This is a genomic window from Brachybacterium sp. (assembly GCF_052095815.1).
GTDB lineage: Bacteria > Actinomycetota > Actinomycetes > Actinomycetales > Dermabacteraceae > Brachybacterium.
Genome location: NZ_JBQDLF010000030.1, coordinates 1 through 15,664, shown reverse-complemented (window position 1 = coordinate 15,664; position 15,664 = coordinate 1). Strand labels below are relative to the sequence as shown.

Annotated in this window: 13 protein-coding genes; 5 read left to right on the top strand and 8 right to left on the bottom strand. The window is 68.1% G+C overall.

The annotated features are described in order from the left end of the window. Nucleotides 1-74: 74 nt before the first annotated feature. Genes ACTH43_RS12220 through ACTH43_RS12195 form a run of 6 tightly spaced genes read right to left on the bottom strand, consistent with a single transcriptional unit; the run spans nt 75 to nt 6,001 of the window. Complete coding sequence (locus tag ACTH43_RS12220) at nt 75-1,940, bottom strand: ABC transporter substrate-binding protein (RefSeq protein ID WP_441445174.1); 1,866 nt, start codon at nt 1,938-1,940, stop codon at nt 75-77. Further along, nucleotides 1,933-2,172: a hypothetical protein gene (locus tag ACTH43_RS12215; RefSeq protein WP_441445173.1), complete on the bottom strand. Its 240-nt coding sequence runs from the start codon at nt 2,170-2,172 to the stop codon at nt 1,933-1,935. The genes ACTH43_RS12220 and ACTH43_RS12215 overlap by 8 nt, the downstream gene beginning before the upstream one ends. Then, the gene (locus ACTH43_RS12210; protein ID WP_441445172.1) at nt 2,169-3,077 is read right to left on the bottom strand and encodes an ABC transporter ATP-binding protein; all 909 of its coding nucleotides are present in this window, start codon (nt 3,075-3,077) and stop codon (nt 2,169-2,171) included. The genes ACTH43_RS12215 and ACTH43_RS12210 overlap by 4 nt, the downstream gene beginning before the upstream one ends. Further along, a complete protein-coding gene (locus tag ACTH43_RS12205) occupies nt 3,070-3,939 on the bottom strand; it encodes an ABC transporter ATP-binding protein (RefSeq protein ID WP_441445171.1) in 870 nt (289 codons plus the stop codon). Before ACTH43_RS12205 ends, ACTH43_RS12210 begins: the two co-directional genes overlap by 8 nt. Before the next feature lie 19 nt (nt 3,940-3,958). Next, nucleotides 3,959-4,918, bottom strand: a complete 960-nt coding sequence (locus ACTH43_RS12200) for an ABC transporter permease (protein ID WP_441445170.1) — start codon at nt 4,916-4,918, stop codon at nt 3,959-3,961. A gap of 3 nt (nt 4,919-4,921) precedes the next feature. Then, nucleotides 4,922-6,001 (bottom strand): ABC transporter permease, encoded by a 1,080-nt coding sequence (locus ACTH43_RS12195; protein WP_441445169.1) that lies wholly within the window; start codon nt 5,999-6,001, stop codon nt 4,922-4,924. A gap of 482 nt (nt 6,002-6,483) precedes the next feature. On the opposite strand from ACTH43_RS12195, the gene ACTH43_RS12190 reads away from it, so the two are divergent. From ACTH43_RS12190 to ACTH43_RS12170, 5 genes are all read left to right on the top strand, one after another. Beyond that, nucleotides 6,484-8,127, top strand: a complete 1,644-nt coding sequence (locus ACTH43_RS12190) for a xylulokinase (protein WP_441445168.1) — start codon at nt 6,484-6,486, stop codon at nt 8,125-8,127. Nucleotides 8,128-8,259: 132 nt separating this feature from the next. Then, nucleotides 8,260-8,979 carry an L-ribulose-5-phosphate 4-epimerase gene (locus tag ACTH43_RS12185; protein ID WP_441445167.1) on the top strand — a complete coding sequence of 240 codons (720 nt, stop codon included), beginning with the start codon at nt 8,260-8,262 and terminating at the stop codon, nt 8,977-8,979. Between the two features lie 45 nt (nt 8,980-9,024). After that, nucleotides 9,025-10,533, top strand: a complete 1,509-nt coding sequence (gene araA, locus ACTH43_RS12180) for an L-arabinose isomerase (protein WP_441445166.1) — start codon at nt 9,025-9,027, stop codon at nt 10,531-10,533. 139 nt (nt 10,534-10,672) lie between these two features. Then, a complete protein-coding gene (locus ACTH43_RS12175; RefSeq protein WP_441445165.1) occupies nt 10,673-11,977 on the top strand; it encodes a D-arabinono-1,4-lactone oxidase in 1,305 nt (434 codons plus the stop codon). Nucleotides 11,978-11,981: 4 nt separating this feature from the next. Further along, nucleotides 11,982-13,334, top strand: coding sequence for a glycoside hydrolase family 27 protein (locus ACTH43_RS12170; protein ID WP_441445164.1), 1,353 nt, complete (start codon nt 11,982-11,984; stop codon nt 13,332-13,334). Nucleotides 13,335-13,382: 48 nt separating this feature from the next. On the opposite strand, the gene ACTH43_RS12165 is transcribed toward ACTH43_RS12170, so the two are convergent. Both ACTH43_RS12165 and ACTH43_RS12160 read right to left on the bottom strand, forming a co-directional pair. Then, nucleotides 13,383-14,063: a response regulator gene (locus ACTH43_RS12165; protein WP_441445163.1), complete on the bottom strand. Its 681-nt coding sequence runs from the start codon at nt 14,061-14,063 to the stop codon at nt 13,383-13,385. A 254-nt stretch (nt 14,064-14,317) separates the two neighbouring features. Next, nucleotides 14,318-15,580, bottom strand: coding sequence for an IS256 family transposase (locus tag ACTH43_RS12160; protein ID WP_343926305.1), 1,263 nt, complete (start codon nt 15,578-15,580; stop codon nt 14,318-14,320). Nucleotides 15,581-15,664 lie beyond the last annotated feature (84 nt).

The following is a 15,664-nucleotide window of genomic DNA, read 5'->3' as shown; positions in this document are numbered from 1 at the left end:
TGAGCAGCCCGTGGCGCAGCCGACCGGTTCCGCGTCCCCGGAGAGCGGCCTCCCCGGGGACGTCGGGACACGAATCAGGACGGAACGATGTCCCCCCTCAGCAGCGCCATCACCACCGGGTTGTCCGAGTACGAATTGCTCATCCAGATCGGGTCGTCATCAGCGGGGAACTCCAGCACTCGCGGCCCTGCCTGGGCAGGGTTGTTACCGAACCGCTCCCAGCACAGGACCTTGGGCAGCTCCTGGTTGAAGATGAGCGCCAGCTGGTTGATGAGCCCCCGCTGCCGCTCCTCATCCACGCCCTCGCCGGACTCAGTGACCAGCTCCTGGATGTTCACCTCGCCCATGCCGTCGATATCGCGCACCAGGTCGTAGTCCATGCCTCGCCCGCCCTGGTTCTGGGCGATGGGATAGTTCTCGGTGATGAACGCCGACGAGTACGCGAAGTGCGGATGCGGGTTGCCGCCGCCCCAGCTGTAGGCCAACAGATCGTAGTTGCCGGCATTCATCCGCTCGGCGATGTTCGGGCTCTCGATGCCGTCCAGGTCGACCTGGATGCCGAACTCGGTCATCGTCTCTGCGATGAACTGGCAGCTCGGCGGGTAGTCCGCATAGTCGGACGGGAAGGTGATGGAGTAGCGCGCCGTCTCGCCCGAGGGGGTCACCCAGGTCCCGTCGTTGTTCGTCCATCCGGCCTCCTCGAGCAGCGACGCCGCACGCTCGAGATCGAACTCGTAGGGATCGAGCTCGGCACGGGTCTCCTCGGTGAGCCACTGCTCGGAGAGCAGCTGGGGCAGCCCTGAGTAGTCCGGCACCTCGGCCGACTCGTCCAGCGAGATCGTCCCGGCGGACTTCGAATCGATCATGCACGCGAGCGCCTGGCGGAACCGCGGGTCCTGGAACTCCTCGTGACGACCCTGCGAGACCAGCAGCGCGAGCCCCGCGTAGACGCCGGAGACCTTCGTGCCCGTACCGGCGGCCTCCCATTCCTTCTGGGTGGAGACAGGGAACCCATGGGTCGCATAGTCGAGCGTGCCGTCGAGCACGAGCGGTGTGATGTCATCGGTCTCGCCGTTGTAGATGACGAAGGTGTCGAAGGCCACCTGGTCGGCGAGGACCCCGTTCTCGTTCTTCACGAGCGTGATCGACGCGTCCGAGATCTGGTCGAAGTCCCACATGAACGGGCCGGACGACAGGACCTGGGTCTCGAGGTCATCGGGACGCCACGCCTGCACCTCGTCGCGCAGATCGTTCGCCTCGTCGTCGTCGGACGCACCGCCGCCCTCGTAGATCTCCTTCGCCCGCTGCCCGAACTCGCCGTAGACGGCGGCGGGCAGGATCATCGCCTTCATGACGTAGTACTCGAACACCGTCGACGGGTCCTCCAGCTCGAAGGTGACCTGGAGATCACCGGTGGTGCTGAGACCGGAGATCATCGGCCACTCCTGCTGGTTCATGAGCCAGCGCAGCCAGAACGTGATCTCGACGTCCTCGGCGGTGATGCTGGTGCCGTCGGACCAGGTCAGTCCCTCCTTGAGGTTGTAGACGAAGGTCTGCTCGTCGAACTCGAAGCTGTCGGCGAGCAGGTAGAGCCATTCCTCGGCCGCCCAGTCCCAGAGCCCGCCCGGGGCCCGGTTGAGGTACTCGTACACGCCGCCGCCGAGGTTCACGAAGCCGATCACGCCCGGCGCGAAGTTGTAGTGCCCGGTCGGGGGCACCTGGTACGGATAGGCGACGTGGAACCTGCCTTCGGAATTGTTCACCCCGGGCTCCCCGGTCCCTTCCCCGGCGGTGTCCGCCTGGCAGGCCACGAGGGTGGTGCCGGCGGCCCCCAGCCCGAGGAGCCCGAACATGCGTCTGCTCAGCGGGGAGCTCTTGTCGATGGCCGCACGGGTCTCCTGAGTGCGGTCGTTCTCAGCGGTCGAGTGGTCGTCATGCATGGTGCTCTCCTTCATTCGGGTCGACTGGGATCCTCCGCGAGCGCACGGCGCGCCGCATCGCCAACATCAGGACGGCGCCGATGGTGCCGGACACCACGAGCACCAGGACAGTCATGACGAAAGGGGCGGTGCCGACGACCGGACGGCCGAACAGCAGCACCAGCAGCGCCATGACGAACAGGAACGTGAGCAGGCTTAATCCTGCTCTGCCCATCTCCAGCAGCGGGGTCAAGCGACCTCCTCCTTGAGCCCGAGCCGGATGGCGCGCTTCCGTCGGGCGAAATCCGGATCGGCTTCCGGAACGGCCTCGAGCAGTGCTTGTGTGTACTCGTGCTGCGGGTCGGCGATCACCTCGAGAGTGGGACCGAACTCGACGATCTCCCCCTCACGCATGACCGCGATCCTGCCCTCCTCTCCGAAGAACTTGGCCATCGCCAGGTCATGCGTGATGAAGAGGAAGCCGACGCCGAGCTCGGTGCGCAGCTGCGTGAGCATCTTCAGCAGCTCCATCCGGATGGAGACATCGAGCATCGACGTGGACTCGTCCGCGAGGATCAGCTTCGGGTTCAGCGTCAGGGCGCGCGCGACGGCGACGCGCTGTCGCTGACCGCCGGACATCTGGTGCGGGAACTTGTCCATGTAGGTCCCGGGCGGGGTGAGGCCGACCTGGCGCAGCAGCTCGGCGATCCTGGTCTCGGCCTCGTTCCGGCCACGCACGAGCCTGTGCCTGAGCAACGGCGCCGACAGGATCGAGAAGACGGTCTGGATCGGGTTGAGCGAGGCGTAGGGGTCCTGATGGATGTACTGGACGCCCCGTCGGAAGCTCTTCCAGTTCTTCCTGTTCTCGCGCGCATAGATGTCCCTGCCCTCGAAGAGGACCTCCCCCGAGGTGGGTCTGCGCAGGCCCGCGCCGATCTTGGCGAGGGTGCTCTTGCCGGATCCCGACTGCCCGACCAGGCACAGCACCTCTCCGGCGCCGACCGAGAGGCTCGCGCTCTTGACCGCGTGCACGTCCTCCTTGCCGGTGTGGAAGATCTGGTCGACGTCGCGGAACTCGAGCAGCGGGGGCCTGCCGGAATCACCCGGCCGGCTGTCATCGGTCTCGTGCGACCGGGCCTCGGTGGAATCTTCAGACATCGTGGTTCGCCTCCTGCGTAGTGTCGCGGGACCCCGTGACCGTGGGGACGGATCCGATCAGCTTCTGGGTGTACGGGTGCTGGGGGCGGTAGAAGATGTCCCGGACATCTCCCAGCTCGACCATCTCGCCGTCGTACATGGTCGCGACGCGGCTGGCGAGCTCGGCGGCGACGGCCAGGTCGTGCGAGACGAAGATCATCGCGAAGTCCAGACGGCTGTGCAGGTCGTGGATGAGATCCATGATCCGCCGCTGCGTCAGGATGTCGAGTGCGGTGGTCGGCTCGTCAAGGAGAAGGAGCTGCGGCTCGAGCAGCAGCGCCATCGCGATCAGCACGCGCTGACGCATGCCGCCCGACAGTTCGTGGGGATACGCCTTGAGCACCCGGGCGGGGTCGAGCTCGACCTCGGAGAGCACCCACTCGGCGCGTTCACGGATCTCCTTCTTGGACGCCCGCGGACGATGCGCGCGGTAGGTGTCCACGAACTGGTCCCAGATCTTCAACACGGGGTTGAAGGAGTTCATCGCTCCCTGGAACACCATCGCCACCTCTGACCAGCGGAACTGGCGCATCTTTCGGGGCGACAGGTCCAGCAGGTCGATCACCCGGCCGTCGCGGGCGCGGTACTCGACGGTGCCTTCCGGGATGCTGCCGAGCTTGGGCAACAGCCGAAGCAGAGCGAGTGCGAGGGTGGTCTTGCCGCATCCGCTCTCCCCGATCAGGGCGATCGATTCGCCAGGGTGGACATCGAGGGAGACGCTCTTCACCGCACGGGTCACCTCCCCTCCCCCGGCGCCGTGGTACTCGACGCTCAGATCGCGGACTCTCAGCAGCGGTTCGTCGGCACGCTTCTCATCGGCCAAGGCGGTCAGCTCCGTTCGATCAGTTGTGCCGCAAGCGCGGGTTGAGGATCTCCTCGAAGGAGCGGGACATGGTCACCAGCGCCAGCTGCAGCAGAGAGATCGCGAGCACCGGGCCCATCACCCACCACACGGAGTCGGCACTGAACTGGGCGCCGGCCTTCTGGGCCCAATGCAAGGTCACGCCCCAGTTGTTGCCGGTCAGCGGGGCGAGTCCGAGCAGGTAGAGGCCGACCAGCGCGTAGATCGCATTGATGGCTCCGAGCACGAAGTTCATGAGGATGTAGCTGGACATGTTCGGAACGATCTCCCGGATGACGACCCGCGTCGTGCCCAAGTCGAGGAGCCTCGCCGCCTCGATGAACTCGCGCTCCTTGAGCGAGAACGCCTGGGAGCGGACGGCTCTGAGCAGACCGGGCCAGCCCAGCACGCCGATCAGCAGTGCGAGGCCCCAGTCCGAACCCACCGAGTAGAAAGAGGCGATGACGGCCAGGAGGATGATCGACGGAACGGTCAGGACGATGTCTGTCACCGTCACGATCACCGCGTCCACCTTGCCGCCCGCATACCCTGCCAGCGCACCGAAGAACACGGCGATCCCGGTCGAGATGAGCGCGGCCAGGAATCCGACGAGGAGGACGGAGCGTCCACCGTTGATGACATCGATCAGCACGTCTCGGCCCATGTTGTCCGTGCCGAGCGGGTGTGCCGAGCTCGGACCCTGGAGCCGGTTCGGGACGTCGGCCAGGTTCGGTGGAGTGAAGAACGGCCCGAACAGGCAGACGAGCACGATCGCGATGAAGACGAGGAAGCCGATGAAACCGGTCTTGGAGCGGCGCATGCCGCGCCAGAACACCACGAAGCCGTTCGGGCGATCGGGGCGTGCGTCGTCCTGCTCGCTCGCGCCGGAGTCGACCTCCTCGGGGTCGGGGCCGGGGTCGGGGTCGGGAGTGATGGTCTCGCTGGGGGGAACGACGGTCATGTCTCAGCTGTCCTTCCCGGTCAGGCGCACGCGTGGGTCGATCGTGGAGTACAGGAAGTCGGCCAGCAGGTTGGCGATCACCACAGCGATCGTGGTCAGCAGCAGCACGCCCTGGATCGTCGTGTAGTCGCGCGAGGAGATGCTGTCGTACAGCAGGATGCCGACGCCCGGGTACCGCGTGATCGTCTCGACGAGAATGGATCCGCCCACCAGGAAGCCGATCGACAACATGAACGCGGTGAACAGCGGGAGCATCGCGTTGCGGCCGACGTACTGGAACTGGATCCGGGAGTCGCTGAGACCTCGGGCCCGAGCCACCTGCACGTAGTCGTCGCCGAGCACCTGGACCGTCGAGGACTTCATGACGAGCATCCAGCCCCCGAGCGAGGTGAGCACGTAACAGATGATCGGGAGCGCGGCGTGGAAGAGAGCGTCGCCGATGAAGGTGACGTTGAATCCGATCTCGACCCCGGGGGTGTAGGCACCGCGCATCGCCGCCAGAGGCAGCCACCCCAGCCGGACGCCGAAGACGACGATGATCATGATCGCCATGAGGAAGGACGGAATCGACTGGGTGACGGAGCCGAAGGCGGTGCCCAGATGGTCCACCCAGGAGCCGCGCCGGTAGGCCATCATCATTCCGAGGCATACACCGAGCGCGAAGCTCAGGATCAGCGCGATGCCGACGCTGAACAGCGTCCACGGCAGGTACTGGCCGATCATGGTCATCACCGAGGTGCCCGGCGCGGTGATCGACTGGCCGAAGTCGCCTTGGAGCAGGCCGAGCATGTAGCTGAAGTACTGCTCGATCAGCGACGCATTGGGATCGAAGGAGAAGAGGGTGGCCGCCTGAGCCGCCGCCTGCTCGTAGCTCATGCCGTAGACACTGATCTGTTCGTTGATGTACACGTCGACCGGACTGCTGGGCAACAGTCGGACCAGGAAAAAGGTGCCGGTCGCGACCACGAATATCGTGAACAGAGCCCGCAGGACACGGCTGATGACATACCGGAGCGTCTCCAGCCGGTGGCGTCTCGTCGTCGCAGTCGGCCTCGCCGCAGTGGACGGGACGTCAGTGGTCATGTTCCTCCTCGTCGAGGCACCGAACGCAGGTTGCGCATGCTGTGTGTGGCGATTCTGCTTTACCCAGGCACCAGACGAGCGAGTTCCGTCACACCATTACGGAGTCTTTACTCGGTGTCCCGCAGGACGCGGAGACGCGGGGCCACGAGGGGCGGCTTCGACGCCGCGCCCGTCGGAAGCCGTGCCCTCGCCGTGTCGCGCCCCGTGCCGAGGATGCCGTGCTCCGCCGCGGCAGAGTCCGCGGCACGTACCGCGTCGAGCGCCGACCGACCTTCGACGTCGGCCGGACGCCCTGGCGCCGCGACTCGTGGTGCGGCGCTCCACCCGTCCCGAGCGCACGTACCGAGCATTGCCGCAGATGAGCAGGGACATCGCCGCAGCGGGTGCGCTCCACCCGTCGCGGGGACCGTCCGATGGCATCCTGTCGCAGATCCCAGAATGTGAACGTTGACATCACGGGGGCCGAGTGGTTCAGTGGGGCCATGACGCACGCTGCCGCGACCACCGCCGACCATGCCGAGGCGGCCACCCTGATCTCCACTGGCCGCGCCCACCTGGGCCTCGAGCTCGGATCCACCCGCATCAAGGCCGCCCTCATCGACGACGCCGGCACGGTGCTCGCCACCGGCTCCCACGCCTGGGAGAACCAGCTCGAGGACGAGACCTGGACCTACTCCCTGGACAGCGCATGGACCGGCATCCAGGACTGCTACGCCGATCTGGTGCGCGACGTGCGCGAGCGCCACGGCGTCGAGCTCACGCAGCTGGCGAGCCTGGGCATCTCCGCGATGATGCACGGCTACCTCCCCTTCGACGCCGCGGGGAACCAGCTCGCCCCGTTCCGCACCTGGCGCAACACCTTCACCACCGAGGCCGCCGGCGAGCTCAGCGACGCCCTGGGGCTGAACATCCCGCTGCGCTGGAGCATCGCTCATCTGCTCCATGCGATCCGCGGCGGTGAAGAGCACGTGGAGCGCCTTGGCTTCCTCACCACCCTGGCCGGCTACGTCCACTGGCAGCTCACCGGCCGCAAGGTGCTCGGGATCGGGGACGCCAGCGGCATGTTCCCCATCTCCGCGGCCGGGGACGCCTTCGACACCGCGCAGCTCGAACGCTTCTCCGCCCTCGACGGCGTGAAGGGCCTCCCCTGGGCCCTCCCCGAGGTGCTCCCCGAGGTGCTGGTCGCCGGGCAGGATGCCGGAACGCTCACCGCCGAGGGCGCGGCGCTGCTGGACCCCAGCGGCGCCCTGCAGCCCGGCGCCGTGACCGCCCCGCCGGAGGGTGATGCCGGCACCGGAATGGTGGCCACCCACGCCATCGCGCCCCGCACCGGCAACGTCTCCGCCGGCACCAGCGCCTTCGCGATGGTGGTCCTCGAGGAGCAGCTCTCCGGCCCGCGCGAGGAGATCGACATGGTCACCACGCCGGCCGGTGACCCGGTGGCGATGATCCACACCAACAACTGCACCACCGACCTCGATGCGTGGCTGGGACTGTTCGGCCGCTTCGCCGAGCTGCTGGGCCACCCCGTCGGCCCCGAGGAGCTCTACAGCACCCTGTTCGGCGCGGGCGCCGACGGTGATGCCGACGCCGGCGGCGTGCTGAGCTACAACTACGTCTCCGGCGAGCACCAGACCGGCGTCCCTTCCGGCCGTCCCCTGCTGGTGCGCGAGCAGGAGGCCCGCTTCACGCTCGAGAACTTCATGCGCTCCCAGCTCTACGGCGCCTTCGGGGCGCTCGCCGTGGGCATGGAGGCCCTGCTGAAGGACGAAGGCGTGCAGCTGGACGTGATGTACGCCCACGGTGGCATCTTCGCCACCGCAGGCGTCGCCCAGCAGGTGCTGGCCGACGCGCTCGCCACCCCGGTCGCCGTCGGCGACTCCGCGGCCGAGGGCGGCGCCTGGGGCATGGCCCTGCTCGCCGCCTTCACCGCTCGCGCCCGCGACCAGGGGCAGGAGCAGGGGCAGGCCTCCCTCGGCGACTTCCTGGGCACCGAGATCTTCGCCTCCCAGCAGCTCAGCACCCTCGAGCCCGACGAGGCCGGGATGGCCGGGCACGCCCAGTGGCTGGCCAGCTATCGCACCGGGCTCCCGGTCGAACGGCTCGCCGGCGACCTGCTCAGCTGACCCGGCTGACCCAGCTGACCCAGCTGACCCGGCTGGCCTCGCTGACCCGGCTGACCCAGCTGACCCGGCTGGCCTCGCTGACCCGGCTGGGCTCGCCTCTTCACTCTTCCCCACGACCTCCCAGGAGCCCTGATGACTCTCGCCCTCGCCACCCTCCCCGTCGATACCCAGGAGGCGGTGGCCGCCACCCGCGAGCGGGTCGCCGCCCTCCACGCCGAGCTGCCCCGCAACGGGCTGGTGGTGTGGACGGCCGGGAACGTCTCCGAACGGGTCCCCGCCACCGCGCCCGAGGTCCCGGGGCTGATGGTCATCAAGCCCTCCGGCGTCTCCTATGACGAGCTCACCGCGGAGACGATGGTGGTGTGCACCCTGGACGGCGTGAAGATCGACGACGGCACACCGGACACGCTGACCCCTTCCTCGGACACCGCCGCCCACGCCTACGTGTACTCGCATATGCCCGAGGTGGGCGGGGTGGTGCACACCCATTCGACCTACGCCACCGCCTGGGCCGCCCGCGGCGAGGAGATCCCCTGCGTTCTGACGATGATGGGCGACGAGTTCGGCGGCCCGGTGCCCGTCGGCCCCTTCGCCGTGATCGGCGACGACTCGATCGGCCGCGGCATCGTCGAGACGCTCTCCGGCCACCGCAGCCCCGCCGTGCTGATGCAGAACCACGGCCCGTTCACGATCGGCAAGGACGCCCGCGCCGCGGTGAAGGCCGCCGTGATGGTCGAGGAGGTCGCCCGCACGGTGCACATCTCGCGCCAGCTCGGCGAGCCGCTGCCCATCGAGCCGCGCCTGATCGACTCGCTCTACGACCGCTACCAGAACGTCTACGGCCAGCGCTGACGCCGGCTCCGCCCCCCTATTCCCCTGAACGACGAGGACACCACCATGCAGAACCCCTTTGAAGCCCGCGAGATCTGGTTCCTGACCGGCAGCCAGGGCCTGTACGGCCCCGAGACCCTCGACCAGGTCGCCGAGCAGTCCCGCGTGATCGCCGAGACCCTCGACGCCGGCTCCTCGATCCCGGTGAAGATCGTCTGGAAGCCGGTGCTCACCGATCGTGACGCGATCCGCGAGATGGCCCTGGCCGCGAACGCCGATCCGGCCTGCGTGGGCGTGATCGCGTGGATGCACACCTTCTCCCCGGCGAAGATGTGGATCCAGGGCCTCGACGCCCTGCGCACCCCGCTGCTGCACCTGCACACGCAGGCGAACGTCGAGCTGCCGTGGGCGAGCATCGATATGGACTTCATGAACCTGAACCAGGCCGCCCACGGCGACCGCGAGTTCGGATACATCGCCACCCGACTCGGCGTGAACCGCAAGACCGTCGTGGGCCATGCGAGCGACGAGGGCGTGCAGGAGAAGGTGGGCCGCTGGGCCCGCGCCGCGACCGGCTGGGCCGAGATGCATTCGCTGAAGCTCGCCCGCTTCGGCGACAACATGCGCAACGTCGCCGTCACCGAGGGCGACAAGACCGAGGCCGAGCTGCGGCTCGGCGTCTCCGTGAACACCTGGGGCGTGAACGACCTGGTCGCCGTGGTCGATGCGGTCGAGGACAGCGCGATCGACGCCCTGGTCGCCGAGTACGAGGAGCTGTACGAGGTCGTCCCCGAGCTGAAGCAGGGCGGGGAGCGCCACGAGTCGCTGCGCTACGGCGCCCGCCAGGAGATCGGCCTGCGCACCTTCCTCGACGAGGGCGGCTTCGGCGCTTTCACCACGAACTTCGAGGACCTCGGCGGGTTGCGCCAGCTGCCGGGCCTCGCGGTGCAGCGCCTGATGGCCGACGGCTACGGCTTCGGCGCCGAGGGCGACTGGAAGACCGCGATCCTGGTGCGGGTCGCCGCGGTGATGGGCCACGGCCTGCCCGGCGGCGCTTCCCTGATGGAGGACTACACCTACGAGCTCACCCCCGGCCGCGAGCAGATCCTCGGCGCCCACATGCTCGAGGTCTCCCCCTCGCTGACCACCGCGAAGCCGTCGCTCGAGATCCACCCGCTGGGCATCGGCAACCGCGAGGACCCGGTGCGCCTGAAGTTCACGGCCGACGCCGGCCCCGCCGTGGTGGTGGCGCTGAGCGACATGCGCGAGCGGTTCCGCCTGGTCGCCAACGTGGTGAAGGTGGTCGAGCCCGCGCAGGAGCTGCCGAAGCTGCCCGTGGCCTGCGCCGTCTGGGAGCCCGCCCCCGACTTCGCGACGTCTGCCGAGTGCTGGCTGACCGCCGGCGCCGCCCACCACACGGTGATGACCACCGCCGTGGGCCTCGAGGTCTGGGAGGACCTCGCGACCATCGGCGATCTCGAGCTCGCGGTCATCGACGAGAACACCACGGTGCGCTCCTTCGCCCAGGAGCTGCGCACCAACCAGGTGTTCTACCGCCTCGGCCAGGGCTTCTGAGCCCCACCTCGTCCCGCCCGCGGGAGAAGCCCGGCCAGCGGGACAAAGTGGGGCGATAGCGCGATCTATCGCCCTACTTTGCCCCGCTGGCCGGCACATTTCGGCAGGATGACGTGACCACCCTCGAAGAGCTGGAGCAATGATGCCCGCTGGGACCCCTTCCGCGCACGCCCCCGATTCCGCGCACACCCGCCCCGGTCGCAGCTGGTCCGGGACCGTGGACTACGGGCCCGGGCCGCTGCACGCCCCGGCCTCCGTCGCGGAGCTGCGCACCCTGGTGGGCCGCAGCCGGCGGATCCGGGCGCTCGGCACCCGGCACTCGTTCTCCGAGATCGCCGCAAGCGACGCGGACCTCGTCACCCTCGCGCACCTGCCCGCCGACCTCGAGGTCGACCGCGCAGCGCGCACCGTGCGGGTCGCCGCCGGGGTGCGCTACGGGGAGCTGGCCGTGGCGGCGGCCGAGCACGGCCTGGCGCTCGCGAACATGGGCTCCCTCCCCCACATCTCGGTGGGCGGGGCGAGTGCGACGGGCACCCACGGCTCGGGGGACGCCAGCCGTTCGCTGGCCTCCTCGGTGCGGGCGATCGAGCTGGTCACGGACGGTGGAGACCTGCTCGCCCTGTCCCGCGCCGAGGATCCCGAGCTCTTCGACGGGGCGGTGCTGGCACTCGGCGCGCTCGGCATCGTCACCCACCTGACCCTGGACCTGGTACCCGCCGCCTCGATGCGGCAGACCGTCCATCTGGACTTCCCTGCAGGCCGCGTGACCGGCGAGGACCTGCTGACGATGCTCGCGGCCGGGACCAGCGTGAGCCTCTTCCACCACTGGGACCGGCGGATCGACCAGGCCTGGGTGAAGCAGGTGGTGGGGGTGGACGAGGAGCTGCCGGAGCAGTGGCTGGGCGGTCGGCGGGCTCGTCGGCCGGTGCATCCGCTGGCGGGGATGCCCGCTGATTTCTGCACCGACCAGAGCGGGGAGCCCGGCCCCTCCCATGAGCGGCTGCCGCATTTCCGGCTCGAGTTCACCCCGAGCAGCGGTGAGGAGATCCAGTCGGAGTACTTCGTGGCCCGCGAGGACCTGGCCGCAGCGGTCGCGGCGGTGAGCGAGCTCGGCGAGCGGATCCGGCCGCTGCTGCACGCCTCCGAGATCCGCACCGTCGCCGCGGAGGAGCTGTGGCTCTCCCCCGCGTACCGGCGCGACAGCGCCTGCGTGCACTTCACCTGGAAGCAGCTGCCCGAGCAGGTCGCGTCGCTGCTGCCGGAGATCGAGGAGCGCCTGGCCCCGTTCGCGCCGCGCCCTCACTGGGGGAAGGTCTTCACCACCGCCCCGGAGCAGGTGCGCGCGCAGTACCCGCGGCTGGAGGACTTCCTCGCCCTGCGCGAGCGCCTGGATCCTGATCGCGTCTTCACCAATGCCTACGTCGACCGCCTGCTCGGAGAGTGACCAGATGACCCCCGCCCCCTCCCCTGCCATCGCCACTGCCCCTGGCCCCCGGCAGAGCCGCCCACCGATGGGCTGGAACTCCTGGGACAGCTACGGCACCACCGTCACCGAAGCAGAAGTGCTGGCCAATGCCCGCTTCCTCGCCGAGCATCTGGCTCCGCTGGGCTGGGACACCGTGGTGATCGACATCGACTGGTCCGACCCGTCGGCCCGCTCCCACGGCTACAACCAGGGCGCACCGCTCACGATGGACGAGCACGGCCGGCTGCTGCCGGACCCGGTGCGCTTCCCGAGCGCTGCGGGCGACACGGGCTTCGGACCGCTCGCCGAGGAGATCCACGCCCTCGGGCTGAAGCTCGGGATCCACGTGATGCGGGGGATCCCGCGGCGCGCGGTCGCGGCGAACAGCCCCGTGCTCGGCTCCGAGCTGCGCGCAGGGGACATCGCTGATCCCACGAATTCCTGCGAGTGGAACCCGCACATGGTGGGCATCGACCACTCCGTGCCCGGAGCGAGAGCGTATTACGACTCGGTGCTCGCGCTGTACGCGGGCTGGGGCGTGGACTTCCTCAAGGTCGACGACATGCTCTGGCCCTACCAGGCGGCGGAGATCGAGGCGTTCGCGGGTGCGATCGAGTGCTGCGGAAGGCCGATGCAGCTGAGCCTCTCCCCTGGCCGGGATCTGTCCCTGACCCGCCTGCCGCACCTGCGCGAGCACGCCACCATGTGGCGGATCTGCGATGACCTGTGGGATCGGTGGGAGGACGTCGAGGCGAACTTCGCCCGCTTCGCGCGCTGGGCCCCGCACTCGGGCCCAGACGGCTGGGCCGACGGGGACATGCTGCCGCTGGGCCGCATCGGGATCCGCGCTGAGCGCGGCGAGCCCCGCGACGACCAGCTCACCCCCGACGAGCGCCGCACTCTGATGACGCTGTGGGTGATCGCCCGCTCCCCGCTCATGGTGGGAGGAGACCTGCCCAGCTCCGACCCTGCGACGATCGCACTGCTGCAGAACCCCGACGTGCTCGCCGTGCACGCCGGCTCCACCGGCAATCGCGAGGTGTTCCGCGAGGGCGCGCTGATCCTGTGGACGGCCGACGGGCTGGAGGGCGAGCAGTACGTCGGCGCGTTCAATGTGGGTGAGGAGGAGCTCGCGGTGTCGCTGGACAGCCAGGACGTGGGCCTGCCCGCTGCGCTCGTCGGCGAGGTCACCGAGCTGTGGAGCGGGGAGCTCGTGCCGGTGCGTGCGGTCTCCGTGCAGTCCGACGCGGCGCGCGGCGTCGCCCCGGGGTCCAGCGCGATCGACGTGGTGATCCCGCGTCATGGAGCGGTGCTGCTCCGTGGTGACAGGCAGTAGACAGAGCTTTCAGCCCATTCCCCACGTTCTCTCGCACCCGCACGACACCTATTCGCCGTCTCCGACCTCGAGCATATCGACATCGATGACATCATGCGTGATCGCATAAATAAGAACTTGGACGCGATCCCGAACCCGCCACTTCCTCATCAATCGCGTGAGATTCGATTTGATCGTCGGCTCCGACAGATGCAGGGTCTCCGATATCTCCGCATTCGACATCCCGCGCGCGATGAGCCGTACGATAGAGATTTCGCGCGCTGTCAGTTGTTCCGCCATCCTGCGGCCATCATTGCGCAGGGCATCACCACGGATCGTGCTGATCAGTTCGAACGTGATCTCCGGGGAGATCATCGAGCGCCCAGAATGCACCTCTCGGATGGCGGCTACGAGTTCATCCGGCTCCGTGTCCTTCACGAGGTACCCCGACGCCCCGGCACGCAGCGCGGGGACGACGTGCCTCTCGGTGCTCAGCGTGGTCACCGCAAGAACATGCATCTCAGGAAACAGCTCGACAACCTGTCGAGTCGCCTCGACGCCCCCCATCCTCGGCATATGCAGGTCCATCAATATGACATCCGGCCCCAGCTCCCGCGCCAGCGACACCGCCGCCTCCCCGTCGCCGGCCTCGCCGACGACACAGAGATCCACGGCCCCATCGACGAAGAACCTCAAGGCGTGACGGACGAGGGGATCATCGTCGACAAGCAGCACCTGAATTCGCTCCATCCCATCGAGCTTAGCCTCGATCTTTCGTGGGGTCTGCAGGTCAGCCCGGTCGGCGTGGTGACCGATGGTTGCGAGCTGATTCCGACATTGGGGTGTGACGGTCCGCCGCGTGTCGGTCGCGGTGGTCGGGCGTCCAGTGCCAGTGATCCTTGGAGAGGCGGTCAGCGAGGAGTCTGAACCGGCTGTCAGTGTTGGTGGGGAGGTGTCAAGTTTTCTGTGTAAGGGGCCGGTCGATCAGTCCTTCTGCCGGGTGGTCAGAGGGGGAGTCGGTTGGGGAACTGGACGGCGAAAGCGTTCAGCGCTTGGTGCCATCCCTGGGTGCCGGTGCCGAGCTCTCCGCCGCGGCGGGTTTCGATGTTCCGGATGCCCAGGTAGACCAGCTTGATCGCTGCCTCGTCCGAGGGGAACGAGCCGCGGGTCTTGGTGATCTTCCGTAGCTGGTAGTTGATCGATTCGATCTGGTTCGTGGTGTAGATGACCTTGCGGATCTCGGGAGTGAACGCGAGGAATGGGATGAAGTCTTCCCACGCGTTCCGCCAGGCCAGCACGGCTCCCGGCGCCTTGGTCTGCCATATCTCGGCGAAGGCCTCCAGCGCCAGCTGTGCGGCCTCCACGGTCGCGGCGGTGTAGATCGGGCGCATGTCCTTGGCCATCGTCTTGCGGTCGGTGTAGGAGGCGTATTTCATCGCCGAGCGCAGCAGGTGGACCACACAGGTCTGGACCACGGTCTCGGGGTAGATGCTGTTCACAGCGGCCGGCAGCCCACTCAGCCCGTCGCAGCACAGGATCAAGATGTCCTTGGTGCCGCGGTTACGGATCTCGGTCAGGACATTCGCCCAGAACTTCGCGCCCTCGCTGACGCCCAGCCATAGACCCAGCACCTGCTTGCGGCCCTCGAGATCCACGCCCACGGCGACGTGGCAGGCCTTGTTCGCCACGACACCGCCATCGCGGATCTTCAGCCAGATCGCGTCGATATAGACGATTGGATAGACCGTCTCCAGGGGCCGGGACTGCCACTGGGCGACCTCGTCGGCGACGACGTCGGTGACCCGGGAGATCGTGGCGGCGGAGACCCTGGAGCCGTAGATCTCCTCGAGGTGGGAGCCGATATCGCGGGTGGTCATCCCGCGGGCATACAGCGACAGGATCATGTCCTCGACCCTCCCGAGCCGGCGGGACCTCTTGGGCACGATCACCGGTTCGAACGAGCCGTTGCGGTCCCGCGGCACAGTGATCTGGACCGGTCCCTGGAGGGTCTGGACGGACTTAGTGGTCTTGCCGTTGCGGGAGTTGCCCGTGCCGGCGCCAGCAGGGTCGCCGGCCTCGTAGCCCAGGTGATCGCTCATCTCGGTCTCCAGCGCCCTCTCCAGCACCGCCTGGGTCATCCGCGAGAGGAGCTCCTCGACCCCGTGGCGGCCTTCTCCGAGGTCTTCAGCGGCGTTGACGAGGGCATCGACCTGGTCGGCGCTGAGCACCCCGGCAAGAGGGTTCTGGGCATCTGCAGTATCGGTCATGTCATCGGTCCTTCTCAGAGGCGGGACAGCAGGTCACACCTCGGTTCGAGACCGGACCCTTACACAGCTAATGAAACACCCTCG